Genomic DNA, 19,374 nt, shown 5'->3' on the forward strand with positions numbered 1-19,374 from the left:
GGGGGGGGGGGGGGGGGGGGGGGGGGGGGGGGGGGGGGGGGGGGGGGGGGGGGGGGGGGGGGGGGGGGGGGGGGGGGTGGGGGGGGGGGGGGGGGGGGGGGTGGTGGGGGGGGGGGGGGGGGGGGGGGGGGGGGGGGGGGGGGGGGGGGCGGGGGCCCCCCCCCCCCCCCCCCCCGACCGGTAGAAGACGAGCGGGCCTTGATTATTCGTGAAATCTTCGAGTTTTTCACGAATAGTCAAGTTATTTTACTCCGAGGCCGAGCCTCAGACCCCTCGTTCCTGCACGTCACCGCCGCAGCATGCAGATACTAGCGGCACACCGGCGGTTCATGCGACGGACGCTGCCGGATTGCTTCCGGTAGCCGCCTTGGCGATGTCATCCTGCGGGGAAGTTCGACGGACCGTCGAAAAGTTGAACGCCTTGTCGCGAATGGTGATCGTCCACGAGAGTCCGGACCTCTCGCCCACGGTAAGTCCCAGCACGATGAGCGGCATATGCCACTCGTACTTCACGAGCGTGCCTCGGTCCGCATGGGCGTCCGAGCCGTCGTGCGCCGATACGTTGCCGTAGTTGTTGACGGCGAAGACGTCGGGCGTGGCAATCATCTTCCCGATTCGGGCCTGGCCGGCTTCAATGAAGTCTTCTCGCCGCTCGACGCGAGACAGTGCATCTATCTGCCGCTGCTCCTCGGCGCGATAGTAGTCACGGATCTGGATTCCCGTGCTTTGCGCGATTACGCTTCGCGGCACCGTCAGAAACCGAAGCGTGTTGCCGAGGGGCAGCTTCGGCGAGTAGAGACTGTTCTTGAGGACGAACATGTTTGCGCTGTCGCGCTCAAGGAAATCCGCCCTCATTTTTTCCAGGAAGGGGCCGATCTTGACCGGCGAGGCAGAGCCTTCGGTGAACGTGACGGGGAGTTCTTTGCTCGCACCGGAGGGCGAAGTCTGAGCGGGCGGCAAGAATTCTGCCAGCTCATCGGCCTGGATCCCCAGCTCTGCGAGGCCTTGGGCGATCTGGAAGCCGTCCTGCCGAGTCTTCAGGGTCTTCATCAGCGCCTGGTGGAATCGGAAAACCTTGTATCCGTCCTGCAGCGGAAACGGAATACACGTGAAGATGCCCTGCAGGTGCGGGTCGGAGCGATAGGTGACGGAGGCGAGCAGAAAGCTGTCGTAGTAGCTTTCGTACTTTTCCGCGAGGAGCCCTTGGAAGGACGATAGGGGGAAATCCTCGGGAGTGTCAAAGGTAAGCTCCACCAGGTGGCACTTGGAGAAGAGCGGATTCCCCCGGAAGAAGTGCTTCATGGCCCCCTCGAACTCGGCGAGATCGAAGGCCCTGTCAACCTTGTACGTCGAGAGCGCCGGAAAGAACTGCGACGCGTCAATGAACGGGAACGTGGTCAGGGAGAGCCGAAGGATTTTGTCGGCGATGGAGACGGGCATTTGTTACCTCCATTAGCTGGTGTGTGCCGGGAAGCGCCGCCGGCGATTTCCCGTCAAAACGCGCCACATGATGCCCGGGGTGCACAATGTTGTCGGCGGTTCGAGCAAGTACTGGACTTTCAGGAATTTCTCGGTCACGACCATGTCCGTTTCGGCTGCGGCGAGCACCTTGTCCATGTAGGAGTTGATGAGCCGCACGGGAAGTGGCCTCGGGCCTTCGATCTGAGGTAGGGCCAGGTCACTGCCGGTCGCCATCTTCCAGGCGACGCCGATGGGTTTGGCGGCCTTGCGGAAGAATCGTTGTGCGACCTGATCCAGGTCACCGCTCAGCGAGTCACGCAGCGCCATCGCCTGGAGCGAGGCCACCGTCATCCCCTGGGCGTAGATGGGGTTGAAGCTGGATATCGCATCGCCCACCACCAGCAGCCTGCGCGGGAATCGGGTCAGCTTCTCATAGCGACGGCGCACGCTCGCCGGGAACCGGTGCGCGGAAATCTCGCTGAGCGGCTCAGCGTCGCGGATCGCCGCGAAGACGTGTTCGGGAACCAACGGCCTGGCGAACTCCACCCACCCGGCCGGGTCGGTCGGCGGATGGTGGTCGCGGTAACCGATCAGCGTCAGGACCCAGCGGCCGTCCTCTTCCTCCAGGAATTCCGCGCCCTTGGGGCTCCCCGGTGCGTGCCCGATGATCACGACCTTCTCACGGCCCATCGAACCAGGGGCCGGCCGCAGATACCGGCTGGTGTACATGATGTCGACGTCGATACGCTCCTCGAGCGGCGGCTCGTATCCCATCTCGACCAGCCACTTGGTGGTCCGTCCAGACCGGCCGGTCGCGTCCACCACCAGATCGGCGGGGATCACATCCTCAGAGCCGCTGCCCACGTACCTGACACGCACACCGGTGACAGCGCCCTTGTCCGAGGTGGTCTCGAGGCCGGTGACCTGGCACTCGTCGATGATCTTGATCTTCGCAAGATCCCCGATCCGGGCGCGGAGCCGACTCTCCAAATGCGGCCGGCTCGGCTGGTAGGTGCGGGACAGATCGGCGTACTCGCCGTCCATGCACAACAAGTGCCCGCCCAAGCTCATCCGCAGCTCGGCAGGTCCGTCGATGACGGGCGCGCCACCGGCAACGAAGTCGTCGAGTATCCCGGGGAACAGCTCCTCGAAGATCTTCGCACCCTTGGAGAGCAGGCCATGAGCGTGGCGGCCCTGCGGCACACCTCGCCGCTGAGTCCGCTCCCCCTCCGGCAGCTGGTCACGCTCTACCACCGTTACCCGGTCGAATGCCTCGGAGAGCACCCGGGCGGCAAGCAGACCCGAGATACTCGCTCCCAGCACCACCGCATGTTCACCGATACGCTTCACTGGAATTCCTTCCGGTTGGGCAAGTGTCTTGTGTGGGGCAGTCATGCAATATATGGGTGATCGCGGCCGATGCTCGGGCGAGAGTTTCCCGAATCCTTCGATATAGAAATCATCGAGGTGTGCGGTGCGCACCGCGAACATAAGTGCCCCATAGGTTTGGCCACCGTACGTGGCGCAGTATTGGCTTGTTCGTTCCATCGAGCGCGGCTCGCGTGGCCGAAATTCACGTCGGATGCGAGGCTCCAGCGCGCGCCGGCGGCCAGGCCGGCGGCACGTGTCCGGGCACCGGTGCCGGGCCGGAGCTCCGGGCTGCCGGTAGTAGGCGAGGGCGTCCCCTCATACAGAGGACAGGAGTGCAGGCCGGCCGGCAGGCAGGCGGGTCGGCTCCCGGACGGTCGACTGGCCGTCGCCCTGAGCCCCGATCGGTGGATCGGGGCTCAGAGCTCGTAACGCGATCATGGTGTCGGCTTGTTGATCCAGCGTCAGTAGATGAGGGCGCATGCCGCGGCGTGCCGCTGCCGTCGCGGATCAGGTGGTGTTCGCTGCCCGACTTGCCGGGATCGACCGGCGACGGATCAACCCCGGCACCCCCCTTTGCGCCCGCACGTGGGAGGAGTCCACGCAGGCGCGCGTCCAGTCGATCCGCCGGGCCGCGTTCAACTCCGCGAGCAGTGTGCGGTGGACCTGATCGAACACTCCCGCTTCCGTCCACCGGCACAGCCGGCGCCAGCAGGTCTGCCCCGAGCCGAAGCCCAGTTCAGGCGGCAACTGCTGCCACGTGACGCCCGTGAACAGCACGAACAGGATCCCCTGCAGGCACAGCCGGTCGTCCACCGGCCGCGGTCCCGGGGAGCGCTCCGGCCACGGCGGCAGGACCGGCTCGATCAGCGCCCACAGCTCGTCATCGACCATCCACGGTGCACTCACACCACCACAACGGACGAATCGTCACACCGGACACGGCCCACCAGCCCACAGCCACAAGATCGTGTTACGAGTACTCAGGCAGAGTCGCGCCCGCCATGGAGCAGATCCATCAGACGGTGATACCGGCTGGAATTTTTCGGCCAGACAGCGGTGATGGGCTTCCCGAACCAGCCACGGTATGAACAAGATTCCGCCTACCCGCCGAGCGCGGGAGGGGGGTTCAACAAAATCTCATGAACCAATGCATGATTGTGCTCTTTCGGCGTCGTCATGACTTGTTGGGTCTGCCCTTGTGCGCGCGGTGATCCCGCTTTACTTCGGCACTACAGGAGAGCCAATGGCCGACATCACCGGCACCGCTGAAACCACCGATACGTTGTCGAGGTCCCGCGGCGACGCGGAACTGCGAGCGAGCAACCGTGCGATCGTGGAGCAGTACATGAATACCCGCGGGGAGGATCGCCTGCGTCGGCACCTTCTGTTCACCGAAGACGGCACCGGTGGTCTCTGGACGACCGAAACTGGGCAGCCGATCGTCATCACGGGCAGAGACCGACTGGGTGACCACGGCCAATGGTCGCTCAAGTGCTTCCCCGACTGGGTCTGGACGAACGTCGAGATCTTCGACACGCAGGACCCCAACCAGTTTTGGGTCGAATGCGACGGCGAGGGAACGATCCGCTTCCCCGACTATCCCGACGGCCACTACCGCAACCACTTCCTGCACTCCTTCCTGTTCGAGAACGGGAAGATCAAGCGCCAGCGCGAGTTCATGAACCCCTGCCAGCAGTTCAGGGCTCTGGGCATCGCCGTCCCTCAGGTCAAGCGGGCCGACATACCGACCTGAACGCCGTTCGCCGGGCGTCTTCTTATCAATCAACGGAGAAGGTCGTTATGGGAAACATCCTTGCCGACATCGATAGGGCCCAGGCGCGCCATCAGCCCGAATGGGACAATCCCTCACAGGTCGAGCTCGTACGAGCGATGCTGTCATCCGTCACACCGCTGGTGACCGCGGCGCAGGTGGAGAACCTCCGCTCCCACCTGGCCCGCGTCGCCACCGGCGAGATGCAGGTGCTACAGGCCGGGGATTGTGCGGAGGACCCAGCCGAGTGCACCGCTGGGCACATTCAAGGCAAGACCGGACTCATCGATCTGCTCGCCCAGAACCTGGAGACCGCCACCGGCAAGCACACGCTGCGGGTCGGGCGGATCGCAGGGCAGTTCTCCAAGCCCCGCTCCAGCCAGGTCGAAAAACTCGGCGATGGCGAACTGCCGTCCTTCTTCGGGCACATGATCAACGGGCCGGAGCCCACCCACGAGAGCAGGCGTCCCGATCCACTGCGCATGCTCACGGGCTACATGGCGGCGCGGGAGATCACGACGCAGCTCGGGTGGGTCGGGTCAGCACCTCGGCTTGACGGGCCTGTTGTCTGGACCAGCCATGAAGCGCTGCTTCTGGACTATGAGGTATCGATGCTCCGAGAGCGCGACGGCGGTCGGCACTTGCTGGGCTCCACCCACTGGCCGTGGATCGGCGAGCGGACCCGGCAGGTCGACGGCCCGCACGTCGCACTGCTCGCCCAGGTGGCCAACCCGGTCGCCTGCAAGGTCGGCCCGTCGATGACCGCCGGCGAGATCGTCGAGCTGTGCGACCGGTTGGACCCGGAGCGGGAGCCGGGCCGGCTTTCACTCATCGTGCGCATGGGCGCCGACCTCGTCGCTGACAGGCTGCCCCGGCTCGTCGAGGCTGTGCAGTCGGCCGGGCACCCGGTGGTCTGGCTCAGCGACCCGATGCACGGGAACACCGATTGCGCGGCTGACGGCACCAAGTACCGGCTCGTGGAAACCGTCGCCCGGGAAGTCCGCGGCTTCCGGCGGGTCCTGGACCTGGCGGGGGTTCCGGCCGGGGGGCTTCACCTCGAGGCGACCCCCGACGACGTGACCGAGTGCGTGCTGGACACGGCCGAGCTGGGGTCGGGCCCCGTCACCAGCCTGTGTGATCCGCGACTCAACACCCCCCAGGCCATCAAGGTGGTCTCGGCGTGGTCCGAGTACTGAGATTCCTAGAGAGGGAGCCTTGTGATGACGGGAATACCGCCGATCGCGCCTTACAGACTGCCGCCGAGGGATGCGCTGCCGGAAAACACCGTGCGCTGGACCGTCGACCCGGATCGGGCGGTGCTCCTCATCCACGACATGCAGAGCTATTTCCTCAAGCCCTTTGAGGACGGCATGCGCAGCGAATTGGTGAGTAACATCGCCGACCTCAAGAAGCGCTGCGGAGCGCTGGGGGTGCCGGTGGCCTACACCGCCCAGCCCGGCGGGATGACGGACCGGCAGCGTGGGCTCCTGAAGGACTTCTGGGGCCCCGGCATGCGCACTGACGAGACCGAACGCGCGGTCGTCCCCGAACTCGAACCCGACGCGGACGACTGGGTGAGCACGAAATGGCGCTACAGCGCGTTCTTCGGGTCGGAGCTGCTGCAGCGCATGCGCGCGCTACAGCGTGACCAGTTGATCATTTGCGGCGTCTACGCGCACATCGGTGTGCTGTCGACCGCTTTGGAGGCGTTCTCCAACGACATCCAGCCCTTCCTGGTCGCCGACGCGCTCGGCGACTTCTCCGAAGACCGCCACAAGATGACCCTCGAATACGCGGCACGGTGCTGCGCCATGGTGGTCCGAACCGAGGACGTGCTCGCATGAGCGCCCTGCTTGAGCAGGTTCTCGCGCTGGAACTCCCCGCCTTCGCGATCATCCACCGTCCCGAGAGCGGCTCCCCCGGCACGCTGGACGTCCTGACCGGCCAGGTGACCGAGTACAAGTCGCTGGACGACATCCCGTTGGCCGACGACTCCGGGCCGGGTCCCGCGCTCGACACGCTGGTGCTCGTCCCCTACCGGCAGCTGGCCGATCGCGGCTTCGCCGCGCGGGACGACGCCACGCCCCTGCTCGGGATGAGCCTCACCGCTCGCGACACGGTGCCGGTTGCCGAAGCGCTCGCCGGCTTCCCGCAGGTACCGACGGAATTGACCGACGGACACTTCGACGTGGACGACGACGCCTATGCGCAGATGGTGCGCCAGATCGTCACCAAGGAGATCGGCACCGGCGAGGGCGCCAACTTCGTGATGAAGCGCTCGTTCGTCGCGGACATCGGCGACTACTCGCTGACCAGCGCCCTGTCGTTCTTCGGGCGGCTGTTGGAGCGCGAGGAGAAGGCCTACTGGACCTTCATCATCCACACCGGCCGCAACACTCTCGTCGGTGCGACACCGGAGCGCCACGTCTCGCTCGCCGGCGGCACGGCCGTGATGAACCCGATCAGCGGCACGTACCGGTATCCGTCCGGCGGCCCCACCTTGCAGGGGGTCATGGAGTTCCTCGCCGACACCAAGGAGACCGACGAGCTCTACATGGTCCTCGACGAGGAACTGAAGATGATGGCCCGGCTGTGCGATGACGGGGGGCGCGTCCACGGGCCGTACCTGAAGGAAATGGCGCGGCTGGCGCACACCGAATACCTGATCGAAGGCAGGACCAGCCGCGATGTGCGCGAGGTCCTGCACGAGACGATGTTCGCCCCGACCGTCACCGGGAGCCCGCTGGAGAGCGCCGCCAAGGTCATCTCGCGCTACGAGCCGAAAGGACGCGGCTACTACAGCGGGGTCGCCGCGCTGATCGGACGGGACGCGGCCGGACAGCAGACACTTGACTCGGCGATCTTGATCCGGACGGCGGACATCGATCCCGGCGGCCGGATGAACATTTCCGTGGGGGCCACACTGGTGCGCCACTCCGACCCGATGGCTGAGGCCGCCGAGACCCACATCAAGCTGGCGACCCTGCTCAACGCGCTCAAGTCCGACCGTTCATCCGGCTACGCGGCCAACCCGGAGGTCCGCGCCGCCCTGGAGCGCCGCAACGAGGGGATCGCGGACTTCTGGCTCCGGGACAAGGATGACCGCCCGTCGGCCGAGGCCTCGCTCGACGGCATGACGGCACTGGTCGTGGACGCGGAGGACACCTTCACCGCGATGCTCGACCAGCAGTTGCGGTCACTGGGGTTGTCCGTGGAGGTCCGCCGCTTCGACGAGCCGTACGACGTGGCGGCCTATGACCTGACGGTCTTCGGTCCCGGTCCGGGAGATCCGCAGATGACCTCCCACCCCAAGATCGCCAAGTTGCGGCAGTCGATCGACACCGCGCTGGCGAGTCGCCGGCCGATGCTGGCCGTGTGCCTGAGCCATCAGGTGCTCAGCACGAAGCTCGGCTTCGAGCTGCACCGCCGCGAGGTACCCAACCAGGGCGTACAGCGTGAGATCGAACTGTTCGGCGTGCCCGAACGAGTGGGCTTCTACAACACGTTCGCCGCGCACAGCGCGGTGAGCGAGCGAACCGTGGAAGGGATCGGCGTGGTCGAGGTGAGCCGAGACCAGGAGACCGGCGAGGTGAACGCGCTACGCGGGCCGGGCTTCGCCTCGGTTCAGTTCCACGCCGAGTCGGTGCTCACCGTCGACGGCCCGCGCATCATCAGAGAGGCGATACAGGGGGTGCTCGGCCGATGAGAGTGGATGTCGTCTGGTGGGACCTGGCAAGGTCCCACCAGACCGTCGAATCCCTGGAGAAGGATCTTCGTGACGGCTCCGTCGAGCCGTGGCACGAGGTCAAGGGACTGCGCCTGAAGCTGTGGATCGCCGACCGTGAACGCGGCCGTTGGGGCGCGGTCATGTGGTGGGACTCGGACGTTCCGGCAGATCAGCAGCTGCCCCCCAACCGGGCGGCCGAGCTGATCGGGTACGCACCCGACCACCGCGCCAGCTTCGACGTCGCAGCGGTGGCCGAGGGGATCGACTCGCTCGGCCTCGCCTTCTCCGCCGGGCCCTCGGTACCGGCACAAGCCCTGGAGCGCCGGTAATGCACCGATACATGGTCGTAGACGCTTTTGCCAGCGAGCCCCTGCTGGGCAACCCGGTCGCCGTCTTCTTCGACAGCGAGAATCTGACCGGTGAGACGATGCAACGCATCGCGAAGGAGATGAACCTCTCCGAGGTCACCTTCGTGCTGCCGGCCGAGCAGGACGGCGACGCACGGATCAGGATCTTCACCCCGGTGAACGAACTGCCGTTCGCCGGGCACCCGATGCTCGGCACAGCCTTCGCGCTCGCTCGGACCTGGGGACGCGACAGGCTGCTGCTGGAGACCGCTATGGGTGCCATCCCGTTCGAGCTGGGCACCCGCGACGGCGCCGCGTGGGTCCAGATGGAGCAGCCGGTGCCCAGTTCGAAGCCCTACGATCTCGCCACGGAGCTCCTGGCCGCACTCGGGGTCGGGTCATCGACGGCCCCGGTCGAGATCTACCACAACGGGCCGCGTCACGTGTTCGTGGGGTTGAGCGACGTCGAGGCGCTTTCCGCTCTCCACCCGGATCACCGCGCCCTCTCGCGCTTCCCCGACATGGCCGCCAACTGCTTCGCCAAGGCGGACGGGGGTTGGCGGACGCGGATGTTCTCCCCCGCCTACGGCGTGGTCGAGGACGCGGCGACCGGTTCCGCTGCCGGGCCTCTCGCGATTCACCTCGCCAGACACGGGTTCGCCGGGTACGGGCAAGAGATCAAAATTACCCAGGGAGTGGAAATGGGACGCCCGTCGGTCATGAGGGCGACCGCCGAAGGGGTCGGCGAGTCAATCAGCTCGGTACACGTCGGCGGGCACGCCGTCATGGTTGCCGAGGGAACAATCAATGTCTAGTGGTGGGGCCTTTCATGGACGCTAGTGGATACGAGTCCCTCAGCGGGAAGGTCGACCTCCCCTTCCCCGAGTACGACAAGCCGCCGGCGGAGCCTCTCCAGCTGGTACGCAGCTGGCTTTCCCAGGCACGGGAAATCGGAGTCCGCGAGCCCACCGCGCTGGCGCTGGCCACTGCGGACTCCCGCGGCCGCGCCTCCAACCGGGTGGTCGCCATCATCGATGTCACCGACCTCGGTCTGGTGTTCAGCAGCCACAGCTGCAGCCAGAAAGGACGTGAAATCGCTGCTACGGGGTGGGCGTCGGGTTTGCTGTACTGGCGGGAGACCGGTCAGCAGATCATCGTCTCCGGTCCGGTCGAGCTGCTGCCCGACGCCGAGTCGGACGCCCTGTGGTCCGCCCGGCCGATTCCGTTGCACGCCATGTCGACGGTCACCGAGCAGAGCGAGCCGCTGGAGGATGTCGAGGCTCTGCGCGCCAGGGCACGCAGCCTGGAACTGACCGGGGAGCCCCAGCCACGACCGGAGTTCTTCGTCGGCTACCGGCTGCAGCCCGACGTCGTCGAATTCTGGTCCGCGAGCTCGGACCGGCTGCACCGCAGGCTGCGCTATGACCGCGACTCGCTCGAGTGGCGTACGAGCCGGCTGCAACCGTAGTCCCCGCTCCTTCGACAAACCCTCCTGGCGCCACCGCCTTTCACGGCCTCGGCGGCATCGTCGTCGTGCCCGGACACACCCGACCCTTTCCATGAGGAAGAGACAATGCCTCTCACCGCAGACCAGATCCTGGATCTTCCGTTCGACGTCCAGCCCGATCCGGACGAGTTCATCCGCGCCGCCATGGAGTGGCACTTCAATCCCGAGACCGGCTGCACGTTCTGGCTGGACCGAGCCGCTACTCTCGGCTTCGATCCGCGAGCCGATGTCAAGACGCACGAGGACCTCCGGCTCTTCCCGAACGTGGCCGCGGAGCTTCGTGACGTCCGTGGCGAGGACCTGATTCCCAGGGGATACGGAAATCAGCCCGACGTGGTCGGGTTCTTCGAAAGCGGCGGCACCACCGGCGCTCCGAAGCGGGTCGTTCTGATGCGGGACTGGCTTGACCGCATGGTGAGCTGGAGCAACGCGAACCTGGACCGCCACGGTGTGCCGCGCGGAGGGAACTGGCTGGGAGTCATCCCGACCGGGCCGCACGTCGTGGGCACCCTGTTCCGGCAGCACGCCGTGACGCACGGCCGCCACGGCTTCACGATCGACCTCGATCCGCGCTGGGTGAAGCGGCTCATCGCCGAGGGTCAGTTCGGGCAGGTCGACGCCTACGCCCAGCACCTCATCGACCAGGCCGCCGACGTCCTGCGGACGCAGGACATCGGCCTGCTCACCATCACGCCCCCGCTGCTGGAACGGCTGGCCAGGGACGAGAAGCTGGTCGCCCTGGTGAACGAGCGGGTGAAGTGCATCAGGTGGGGAGGCACTCAGATGGACGCCGACTCCCGGCACCTCTTCAAGACCGAGGTGTTCCCCGAGGTCGCGCTGTGCGGCGAGTACGGAAGCACGATGATCATCGGGGTCGCGGGCGAGCGCGCCGGGATCTCCGTCGACGATCCGTGTGTCTTCGACTCGTTCTCCCCCTACGTGACCTTCACGGTCGTCGACCCGAAGAACCTCGAGCCGGTGTCCTACGGAGAGCGGGGCCGGGTGCTGGTCAACCACGTCAGCAAGTCCTTCCTGCTGCCCAGCAACCTGGAACGTGACCTCGCCACTCGGATTCCTCAGGTGAACGGCCTGGTCGGGGACTCGGTCGCCGACATCTCCACGGTCGGGGTCTTCGAGGACGAGGACGTCATCGAGGGGGTTTACTGATGATCGACCTGCCCGCGCTCGGTGCAACGGGTGCCTACCGCTCCAGGAACATACAGACGGTCACCGATGTGGCAGGCACTGTCCTCGCGGAACTGAGCCTCGTGCCGCCGTTGTACGTCAACCGCACCATGGCGGCGCTGCGCCGGAGCAGCATCATGCCGGCCGACGAACGGGCCGACGCGATGATCCGTGCGGCCAAGCTCTTCGCGACCGCGACGATCGACGGCCTGACCGTCGAGGAGTACCAACACGCTGTCAGCAGGGTCGGTGGCGTCCCGATCTCCTCCGTCGTCGCGGCGACCACGACGGTCGCCGAGCGGGTGGCGAAGGCTCATGCGAGCGTCCAGTACGCGCGCCCGCGGGGGGCGGTCGACAACTGGCGCGATCCGCTGACGCGGACCGGGCGTTCGGTGTGGACACGGCGCGGAGACGTGTTCGCCGTGCACGCCGCGGGCAACCATCCCGGCACCCACAGCATCTGGCCGGAGGCACTGGCGCTGGGCTACCGCGTCGCGGTCCGCCCGTCGAGCCGCGATCCCTTCACCCCGCACCGGCTCGTGGCGGCACTGCGGAGCGCGGGATTCGCCGACGACCAGGTGGTGCTCCTGCCCACCGACCACGCCGGTGCCGACGCCATTCTGCGCGGCGCCGACCTGGGGATGGTGTATGGCGGCGAGGAGGTGACCCGCAAGTACGGCGGGGCCGCGACGGTGCTGCCGCAGGGGCCGGGTCGGTCGAAGATCCTCATCACGGCCGACGTGGACTGGCGCGACCACCTGGACGTGATCGTCTCATCCGTGAGCGGCCACGGCGGGACCGGATGCGTGAACACGACAGCCGTCTTCGTGGAGGGCGACCCGACTCCGCTCGCCGAGGCGGTCGCGGCGCGGTTGTCCGCCGCGACGCCCTTGCCGCCCGAGGATGACAAGGCCGTAGTCCCCGTACAGCCGGTCGCGGTCGCCAAGGCTATCGAAACGCACTTGCTCAAGAAGGCGGCCGGCGTCCGGCCCTGGCTCGGCGGCGACGGCGTCGTGGGCGAACTCGGGGACGGGAGCGCCGCGCTGCTGCCCGCCGTCTTCCAACTCGACGATCCGGCCGCTCCGCAGGCAGGCGTGGAACTGCCGTTCCCGTGCGTGTGGATCGCGCCGTGGACACCCGAGGCCGGCACGGAACCGCTGAAGAACACGCTCGTGCTCAACGCGATGACCCACGACACCCAGCTCATCGACCGCCTGCTCGGCGAGCCGACCATCAGCAACCTGTACCTGGGAAGCCGGCACACCCACTGGATGGATCCCTCGGTACCGCACGATGGTTACCTGGCCGACTTCCTCATGCGGAACAAGGGTGTCATCCGGAACTGAAAGTGGTTCTGGCGACGCTCACGTTCGCACCGTGAGCGCGGTTCCGATGTCGCCCGCGGCGGCTCGCCACCGGGACGTTCCCTCCAACTCCCACGAGATCGAAAGGGCCTTACCTTGTCCCACTCCGTCGAACCGGCCGACGTCCTGATCGTCGGCGGCGGGTCGGCCGGCGCAGTGCTCGCCGCGCGCCTGAGCGAGAACCCCGCCCGGCGCGTCGTACTGCTCGAGGCCGGGCCGGACTACGGCCCCACCCGGTTCCCCGACGCACTGCTCGACGCCAACCGCATCGCCGATCTCGATCACGACTGGGGATACACCTCGCGGGGCGGGCGACTGAGCCCCTCGATGGTCGCCCTGCGCGGCAAGGTGATGGGCGGGAGTTCCGCCGTCAACGCCGGCGCCGCCCTCCGCGCCCGCGCCCGCGACTTCGCCCGCTGGACCGAGAACGGGCTCGAGGACTGGAGCTTCGCCGACGTCCTGCCGTACTTCCGCGCCCTGGAGAACACCCCCACCGGCGAGGACGAGTTTCACGGGCGAAGCGGGCCGATGCCCGTGCGCCAACTGACCGACTCCGAGCTGACCCCCGCGCATCGTGGCTTCATCGACGCCGCAGTCGCCCTTGGCCACAAGCGGATCACCGACTTCAACGGTGCCGAGCAGGACGGCGTCGGAGCCTTCGCGGTCAACGTCCTCGATGGGGTCCGCCAGAACACCGCACTGGTCTACCTCACCGCTGAGGTGCGCGCTCGCCCGAATCTCGCGGTGCACGGTGCCGTCACCGTCGACCGGGTCCTGTTCCGCGGTGGCAGTGCGACCGGAGTGGTCACCGCCGACGGGACCGTGCACAGTGCCGACGAGGTGATCCTCTCTGCCGGGACCTACGGAAGCGCGGCGATCCTGCTGCGCTCCGGCATCGGCCCCGCCGGCGAACTGGCGTCGCTCGGCATCGAGCCCCTCGCCGACCTACCCGTCGGACAACACCTGCAAGACCACCCTTTCTGCCCCGCGGTCTATGCACTCGCCCCGGGGCGAGGGGAGATGGCTCCGGCCCTCGGCGCGCTGCTGTGGACCGCCTCCAGCGAGGCCGCGGACGGTGAACTCGACCTGAACGTCGTCGCCGTGCATCCCAACGGGGCTCCGTTCATGCCCGCCGGCGGCGTCATCGCCCTGTCCACGGCTCTCGTGCTCCCCGAGGCGCAGGGCACGGTGCGCCTCGCCAGCCGCGATCCGCTTGCCCAGCCCTTGATCGACCACAACTACCTCGGCACAGAGCGCGACCGCCGGCGCATGCTCGAAGGCGTACGAATCGCCCGTGATCTGGCCCGTGACCCGGCACTCGCGCCGTCGCTCGCCGGGCTTCTGATGCCGCGCGAACTGCCCGACGACGCCGAGGAACTGACGCGGGTGATCGAATCCAGCCTCTCCATCTACGGTCACCCCACCTCAACCGCCCCCATGGGTGCCGCCGACTTGCCTCAGGCCGTCGTCGACTCCCGCGGAGCCGTGCACGGAATCGCCGCCCTGCGTGTCGTGGACGCCTCGATCATTCCGTACGTGCCCTCCAGCGTCACCAACCTCACCACGATCATGCTCGCCGAACGCATCGCCCACCTCGTCTACAACCATTGATGACCATGGGCTGCCGAGAGGCCGGCCACTCACCTTGATCATTCTGGGGCCGAGCCCAGGTCCCGCGTTCCTGCACGTCACCGCCGCTTCCCTGGCTGAACTCGACGGGAGTTCAGCTCGGGAAGCTCTGCTTGGGGCGCGGCGAGCGCCGCATCCGATGGGTGCGGTGGTTCGGCGCACTTCACGCAGGCCAGTCCACGTGGTCAGACCTCTGATTGAGGAAACGAGGCTCACGCCACGGATCTGCGGGACGAGCCGGGGGTGAGATTCCCGGACCACCCGACACTTCGCACGATGCTGAAACCCTGGACTGATCGACTGATGGAGGCTCCGAACCCGCGTCAGGCCGAATTGCTGCGTCTGGGGCTGCTCTGCAGGAACGGACTGCAGGTCTTCAGGGTCCTCTGGACAGGACTTGTTTCGAGCATGCGGATGGAGTCCAGCGCGCTGAGCCTGTCGGCCAGGTAGTCATGCAGTTCACTGGGACTCTTGCACAAGACGAGGCCCACCAGGTTGGTCGGGCCGGTGGTAGAGGCCAGGAAGGCCAGCTCCCTGTGTTGGATCAGGGTGCTCGCTACCTGGTTCAGGTGCGCAGGGGCGACCGACATCCACAGCAGGGCTTGCGTGGTGATGCCGTATACCTCCGCACTGATCTCGACGTCGAAGGTGAGCATGCCGCTGGCCTGCAAAGCAGCGAGTCGGCGCGTAATGGTCGAGGGAGACTGGCCGGTCTCCGCGGCGAGGTCTGTGTAGCTGATGCGGCCGTTATTCTGCAACGCGGCCAGGAGGTGCCAGTCCGCCTGGGTCAGGGTTGAGCGGAACTTGGGCTCGTCAGCGTCATCTGACGAGTCGAGTGCTCGGCGCAGTTGTTCCTGCTGCTCGTTGGTGAGAGCGGTGGTGTGCCCCTGCCATGCGGTGGGACCGCCCAGATAGGTGTGCAGCAGGCGGTGCGCCGACACCTCGGCGATGTTGGCCACACGAGGGATCTCGCGGAACAACAGCGTATGGTGCGCCGCGGAACTCATGACGAAGCAAATTTCGGTCCCCCCGGACACGAGCCGGACCCAGGTGGTGTCGTCCCGCCGAGCCAGGCTCTGCGCGACACTCTGAGCGGTGTTCGGGCTGGCCGTGAGCCTCAGAATCCACTTCCCACCTGACGCTTGCCGCGGGTTCACCACCCCGACAACGCGAAGCGACAGCTCGCTGCTCAGCCGTCCGTAGCGACGGGCGACTGTTTGCGTGGAGACGCCCAGAACCTCGGCGATCCGGCTGAACGGCGCCCGGCCGTCGATACGCAGGGCGTGAATAATGCAGTGGTCCAATTCATCGACTGCGGGGACCGTTGACTCAGAGAAATCGCCCTCTAGCCGTCTAGGGCCAGGTACGCTCAGCAAGGTTTGCGGCACCAGTTTTCCTCGGGTAGCATGGGACATGACCTCGTCAAGGGCTGTCGGCGACGCCGTTTTTCATCACCAGGGCCCCGGCGAGTTCAGTGCCAGGGTGATGGTCAGTCAGTTCTCGTGATCGGTCATGCTTTGCCGGATTTGGCGCGCGGGCATGGAGTCGCACGATCGTGGTTTGAGGAATACGTGTTCCGTATGACCAGCCTGCCGGCCTCGGACGCGAGGCACAGCGACCTGGCGGTCCGTCAACAGCTGCACTGGTCCACCGAATACCGGCATCACGTTCTGGATGGCACCTTCGAGGAGGAGCGCCGCCAGGCCTGCTCTACACGCCTGCCTGGGAACCCCCCCACCCTGCACGACTTGACATTCCAATGCAGTCGCTGTCACTCCACCAGCCCCCCGACCAGCTCATGAACAACTACGGACCATGACCATCACCACGAAGTGGACGTCGATAGGTCAAGAGGAACTCGCCGGGGTCCTGACTCATCGCCAGGGCTCGGTCGGCGAAATCCACTAGGTCAATCTAGTAGGCGAGTGTACATGTTCTCGCTCTGCGTGGGTACGGCGGCCTGCCCAGGGAGCTGACGATTAATAACTTCGGTGCTCTGTAAGGTGGTTGGCTCGTAGGATCCCGGTGTGATGGAGGGGATCGAGGCGGCGCTGGTGGAGAAGTTCGCACGGTTGCTGCCGCATCTGGATGAGCGACGCCGGCGTCTGGTACTCGGCGCGGATGCGCGGGCGCTGGGACACGGCGGGATCCGTGTGGTGGCGCGTGCCGCAGGGGTTTCGGAGGACACCGTCTCGCGCGGGGCGGCTGAACTGGACGCAGGGATGCCGCCCTCGGTGCGCGTGCGTCGGCCCGGGGCGGGGCGCAAGCGGCTGCGCGAGCACGACCCCGGCCTGGTAGCCGCGCTCTTGGCGCTGGTGGAGCCCGGGAAGCGCGGAGATCCGGAGTCCCCCTTGCGGTGGACGACCAAGTCGGCCCGCAAACTGGCCGCCGAGCTGTCGGCTCAGGGGTACCGCATCGGCGCGGACACCGTGGCCGCCATGCTGAAGGAGGAGGGCTTCTCCCTGCAGGCGACCTCGCGGACCACCGAGGGTGCCCGGCATCCCGACCGGGACGCCCAGTTCCGCTACATCAACGACAAGGTCTGCGAGTTCACGCAGGCAGGCGAGCCGGTGATCAGCGTGGACACCAAAAAGAAGGAGTTGCTCGGCGACTACGCGGTGGCCGGTCGCGAGCGGCACCACGCCGGTCAGCCCGTGCAGGTCCGCGCGCACGACTTCCCGGAGAAGGGCGCGCAGAAGGCGGTGCCCTACGGGATCTGCGACCTGGCCGCGGACGCCGGGTGGGTCTCGGTGGGCTGCGACGGGGACACTGCGGCGTTCGCCGTGGCCACCCTGCGCCGCTGGTGGGAGGCGGAGGGACGGGCCCGCTACCCGGACGCGACCCGGCTGCTGATCACCGCGGACGCCGGCGGCGCGAACGGCTGCCGGGTGCGGGCCTGGAAGAAGGAGCTCGCCGACTTCACCTGCGCGGCCGGCCTGGAGGTCACGGTCTGCCATTTCCCTCCGGGAACATCGAAGTGGAACAAGATCGAGCACCGCCTGTTCTCCCGGATCAGCACCAACTGGCGCGGCAGGCCGCTCACCAGCCATGAAGTCGTCGTCAACACCATAGGCGCGTCCACGACCCGCACCGGGCCCACCGTCCGCGCCGAACCCGACCCCGGCGCCCACCCGACCGGCACCACCGTTCCCGACCACGTCATGGACCGGCTCCCCCTGGAGCCGCACGAGTGGCACGGCACCTGGAACTACAGCATCAGACCCGAACCGCTTGGCCACGAACCCCCGTGCCCGTCAACGGAGTTCGGCCGCTTCACCGCGGGGGACAAGGCCCCCGCATGGCTGCACCATCCCAGCCTGACCGGCATGGAGCCCGCCGACTGGCAGACTCTGCTCGGCCGCTACCGCGACTACCTGGACGAGCACCCGCCGATCACGATCCCCGGCAAGAAGACCGGCCCCGGCACCGGCAACCACTACCTCTCCATCGCCGACCGCCTCCTGGTCTGCGTCCTCAAGACCCGCTGGTCCCTGCCCCAGCCGGCGCTGGCGTCCCTCCTCGGCGTCTCCAAGGCCATGATCGGCGCCGCCGTCCGCGACGTCGGCCGCGACCTCGCGGCTCTCGGGCACACCGTACCCACTGGTGCCATCACCGTGACCACCGCCGAGCAACTCGCCGCCATCGCCGGACACACCCTCGTCCCGGAGAGCACCAAGATCCCGAAGTAATTTTCCGGCAGCTCCCTGGCCTCGGCCTGGGAACGCAGGAACGTAGCCCAACTCGGTCCGTTACGTCGTGGGGCCGGGTCGATACCGTGCCTCTTGAGGATCTCCCAGACGGTGGAAGACGCCACCGTGATCCCGAGACCTGCCGAATCCCCGGTGATGCGGCGATAGTCCCAGCCGTCGTTCTCGCGGGCCATGCGCAGCACGAGCCTCTTGATCTAGGGATGCCGGCGCGGACGCCCCGGGTTCTTGTGCCGCGTTTTCCCCGCCCAGCGTCGTTTCACCCGGTCCCGGTGCCACTTGAGGATCGTCTCGGGGTTGACGGGAAGTCGAAGGCCCGCGTGCCGGGCTCGAGCTGTCAGAGCCAGGAACGCGGCGGACAACGCCCGATCCGCCCGTGTCAGCTTCGGGCGCGCGGTCACGCGACGCCGGCAAGCACAGGAGGAGTTGGTTCGCCCGCCGCCCGTAGGGTTTCACGACTGCTTCACCGAGCCTGAGTCGAGTTTCCTTCGCTGAACTCCCGTCGAGTTCAGCGAAGGAAGCGGCGGTGACATGCAGGAACGCGCGGCCTGGGGCTGGGCCCCATAGCAAACATCGCCATTAATCGTGAAAACTCGAAGAATTTCACGAATAATCGAGGTCAGCCGGCCGGCGTCTCACTGGTCGCGATGAGCCTGCGGTATTCCTTGGCGTTCAGGACGAGGTCCTCGTCCGACGGGTTGAAGATCATGCCGTAGACGGAGTGAAAACCCTGATAGTCAAGCTGGCAGAACGCCAGCGTCTGAGCGACCGGGGCGAGGTACTCCTCGAGGGTCCGTCGGGCAAGGCCTTCCGCGGCGTAGGTCTCCAGGGTGCTGCCGACCGTGACGGCCAGCCAAGCCTTCTTGCCCTGCAGCGCGGAGGCGGAACCGTCGAAGGTGAAGGCGAAACCGTGAACCAGCACCGCGTCGAACCAGGCCTTGAGAAGCGGGGTTACGTTGTACCAGTACACCGGGAACTGGAGAACGATGGTGTCGTGCTCGCGCAGCAACTGCTGCTCGCGTGCGGCATCGATCTTGAAATCGGGGTAGGTCTGGTAGAGGTCGTGGACGGTGACGTTGTCCAAGTCCTTGATCTCGGCGAGCCAGGTGGCGTTGCCGCGGGATTCCGTGAGGTTCGGGTGGGCGACAATGACGAGGGTGCGATTGGTGGTCACTGACTCTTCCATTTCTCGTGTAGGACGCGAACCCGTGTCCTCACTGTCAATGTTGGCGAGCGGGCCGGCCGTGTCCGCGGTCATGCGTTCTTCTCGAGCGCTTTGAAAGGGCGATCGTTTCGGAACGAGCG

The 19,374-nt window shown here is 66.8% G+C and carries 16 protein-coding genes; 11 read left to right on the plus strand and 5 right to left on the minus strand.

Features of this window, described 5'->3' with window-relative positions; all coding sequences use genetic code 11:
• Window positions 1-327 precede the first annotated feature (327 nt).
• The 3 genes from ACZ4SF_RS23330 to ACZ4SF_RS23340 form a co-directional block, all read right to left on the minus strand.
• Window positions 328-1,440, minus strand: coding sequence for a hypothetical protein (locus tag ACZ4SF_RS23330; protein WP_468387607.1), 1,113 nt, complete (start codon window positions 1,438-1,440; stop codon window positions 328-330).
• Window positions 1,441-1,452: 12 nt separating this feature from the next.
• Window positions 1,453-2,811, minus strand: coding sequence for an FAD-dependent oxidoreductase (locus tag ACZ4SF_RS23335; protein WP_468387609.1), 1,359 nt, complete (start codon window positions 2,809-2,811; stop codon window positions 1,453-1,455).
• A gap of 528 nt (window positions 2,812-3,339) precedes the next feature.
• On the minus strand, window positions 3,340-3,738 hold the full coding sequence (locus ACZ4SF_RS23340; RefSeq protein ID WP_468387611.1) for a transposase: 399 nt from the start codon (window positions 3,736-3,738) through the stop codon (window positions 3,340-3,342).
• A 337-nt stretch (window positions 3,739-4,075) separates the two neighbouring features.
• Here ACZ4SF_RS23340 and ACZ4SF_RS23345 point away from each other — a divergent pair, with 337 nt between their 5' ends.
• From ACZ4SF_RS23345 to ACZ4SF_RS23390, 10 genes are all read left to right on the plus strand, one after another.
• The gene (locus ACZ4SF_RS23345) at window positions 4,076-4,585 is read left to right on the plus strand and encodes a PhzA/PhzB family protein (protein ID WP_468387613.1); all 510 of its coding nucleotides are present in this window, start codon (window positions 4,076-4,078) and stop codon (window positions 4,583-4,585) included.
• A 47-nt stretch (window positions 4,586-4,632) separates the two neighbouring features.
• Window positions 4,633-5,799, plus strand: a complete 1,167-nt coding sequence (locus tag ACZ4SF_RS23350; RefSeq protein WP_468387615.1) for a 3-deoxy-7-phosphoheptulonate synthase — start codon at window positions 4,633-4,635, stop codon at window positions 5,797-5,799.
• A 24-nt stretch (window positions 5,800-5,823) separates the two neighbouring features.
• Window positions 5,824-6,447 carry an isochorismatase family protein gene (locus ACZ4SF_RS23355; protein ID WP_467760770.1) on the plus strand — a complete coding sequence of 208 codons (624 nt, stop codon included), beginning with the start codon at window positions 5,824-5,826 and terminating at the stop codon, window positions 6,445-6,447.
• The gene (locus ACZ4SF_RS23360) at window positions 6,444-8,309 is read left to right on the plus strand and encodes an anthranilate synthase family protein (protein WP_468387617.1); all 1,866 of its coding nucleotides are present in this window, start codon (window positions 6,444-6,446) and stop codon (window positions 8,307-8,309) included. The genes ACZ4SF_RS23355 and ACZ4SF_RS23360 overlap by 4 nt, the downstream gene beginning before the upstream one ends.
• Window positions 8,306-8,659 carry a hypothetical protein gene (locus tag ACZ4SF_RS23365; RefSeq protein WP_468387619.1) on the plus strand — a complete coding sequence of 118 codons (354 nt, stop codon included), beginning with the start codon at window positions 8,306-8,308 and terminating at the stop codon, window positions 8,657-8,659. Before ACZ4SF_RS23360 ends, ACZ4SF_RS23365 begins: the two co-directional genes overlap by 4 nt.
• Before the next feature lie 11 nt (window positions 8,660-8,670).
• Window positions 8,671-9,492, plus strand: a complete 822-nt coding sequence (locus ACZ4SF_RS23370; protein WP_468387621.1) for a PhzF family phenazine biosynthesis protein — start codon at window positions 8,671-8,673, stop codon at window positions 9,490-9,492.
• Window positions 9,493-9,506: 14 nt separating this feature from the next.
• On the plus strand, window positions 9,507-10,145 hold the full coding sequence (gene phzG, locus ACZ4SF_RS23375; protein WP_468387623.1) for a phenazine biosynthesis FMN-dependent oxidase PhzG: 639 nt from the start codon (window positions 9,507-9,509) through the stop codon (window positions 10,143-10,145).
• Window positions 10,146-10,250: 105 nt separating this feature from the next.
• Window positions 10,251-11,351 (plus strand): phenazine antibiotic biosynthesis protein, encoded by a 1,101-nt coding sequence (locus ACZ4SF_RS23380; protein WP_468387625.1) that lies wholly within the window; start codon window positions 10,251-10,253, stop codon window positions 11,349-11,351.
• The gene (locus tag ACZ4SF_RS23385) at window positions 11,351-12,715 is read left to right on the plus strand and encodes an aldehyde dehydrogenase family protein (protein ID WP_468387627.1); all 1,365 of its coding nucleotides are present in this window, start codon (window positions 11,351-11,353) and stop codon (window positions 12,713-12,715) included. The genes ACZ4SF_RS23380 and ACZ4SF_RS23385 overlap by 1 nt, the downstream gene beginning before the upstream one ends.
• A gap of 114 nt (window positions 12,716-12,829) precedes the next feature.
• Window positions 12,830-14,344, plus strand: coding sequence for a GMC family oxidoreductase (locus ACZ4SF_RS23390; RefSeq protein ID WP_468387629.1), 1,515 nt, complete (start codon window positions 12,830-12,832; stop codon window positions 14,342-14,344).
• Between the two features lie 341 nt (window positions 14,345-14,685).
• Here ACZ4SF_RS23390 and ACZ4SF_RS23395 read toward each other — a convergent pair whose 3' ends face one another.
• Entirely contained in the window at window positions 14,686-15,666 is a 981-nt protein-coding gene (locus tag ACZ4SF_RS23395) for an Lrp/AsnC family transcriptional regulator (RefSeq protein WP_468387631.1), read from the minus strand.
• 726 nt (window positions 15,667-16,392) lie between these two features.
• Here ACZ4SF_RS23395 and ACZ4SF_RS23400 point away from each other — a divergent pair.
• Window positions 16,393-18,051 carry an ISAzo13 family transposase gene (locus ACZ4SF_RS23400; protein WP_468388068.1) on the plus strand — a complete coding sequence of 553 codons (1,659 nt, stop codon included), beginning with the start codon at window positions 16,393-16,395 and terminating at the stop codon, window positions 18,049-18,051.
• 637 nt (window positions 18,052-18,688) lie between these two features.
• On the opposite strand, the gene ACZ4SF_RS23405 is transcribed toward ACZ4SF_RS23400, so the two are convergent.
• Complete coding sequence (locus ACZ4SF_RS23405; RefSeq protein ID WP_468387633.1) at window positions 18,689-19,327, minus strand: NAD(P)H-dependent oxidoreductase; 639 nt, start codon at window positions 19,325-19,327, stop codon at window positions 18,689-18,691.
• Window positions 19,328-19,374 lie beyond the last annotated feature (47 nt).

This window comes from Streptomyces sp. NPDC027663 (assembly GCF_055566415.1).

Excerpts from the sequence above, each read along its gene's own strand:
- ACZ4SF_RS23380 (WP_468387625.1), top strand. The coding sequence starts at position 10,251 with ATGCCTCTCACCGCAGACCAGATCCTGGATCTTCCGTTCGACGTCCAG.
- ACZ4SF_RS23365 (WP_468387619.1), top strand. The coding sequence starts at position 8,306 with ATGAGAGTGGATGTCGTCTGGTGGGACCTGGCAAGGTCCCACCAGACC.
- phzG (WP_468387623.1), top strand. The coding sequence starts at position 9,507 with ATGGACGCTAGTGGATACGAGTCCCTCAGCGGGAAGGTCGACCTCCCC.
- ACZ4SF_RS23405 (WP_468387633.1), bottom strand. The coding sequence starts at position 19,327 with ATGACCGCGGACACGGCCGGCCCGCTCGCCAACATTGACAGTGAGGAC.
- ACZ4SF_RS23350 (WP_468387615.1), top strand. The coding sequence starts at position 4,633 with ATGGGAAACATCCTTGCCGACATCGATAGGGCCCAGGCGCGCCATCAG.
- ACZ4SF_RS23345 (WP_468387613.1), top strand. The coding sequence starts at position 4,076 with ATGGCCGACATCACCGGCACCGCTGAAACCACCGATACGTTGTCGAGG.
- ACZ4SF_RS23330 (WP_468387607.1), bottom strand. The coding sequence starts at position 1,440 with ATGCCCGTCTCCATCGCCGACAAAATCCTTCGGCTCTCCCTGACCACG.
- ACZ4SF_RS23360 (WP_468387617.1), top strand. The coding sequence starts at position 6,444 with ATGAGCGCCCTGCTTGAGCAGGTTCTCGCGCTGGAACTCCCCGCCTTC.
- ACZ4SF_RS23355 (WP_467760770.1), top strand. The coding sequence starts at position 5,824 with ATGACGGGAATACCGCCGATCGCGCCTTACAGACTGCCGCCGAGGGAT.
- ACZ4SF_RS23400 (WP_468388068.1), top strand. The coding sequence starts at position 16,393 with ATGGAGGGGATCGAGGCGGCGCTGGTGGAGAAGTTCGCACGGTTGCTG.
- ACZ4SF_RS23385 (WP_468387627.1), top strand. The coding sequence starts at position 11,351 with ATGATCGACCTGCCCGCGCTCGGTGCAACGGGTGCCTACCGCTCCAGG.
- ACZ4SF_RS23370 (WP_468387621.1), top strand. The coding sequence starts at position 8,671 with ATGGTCGTAGACGCTTTTGCCAGCGAGCCCCTGCTGGGCAACCCGGTC.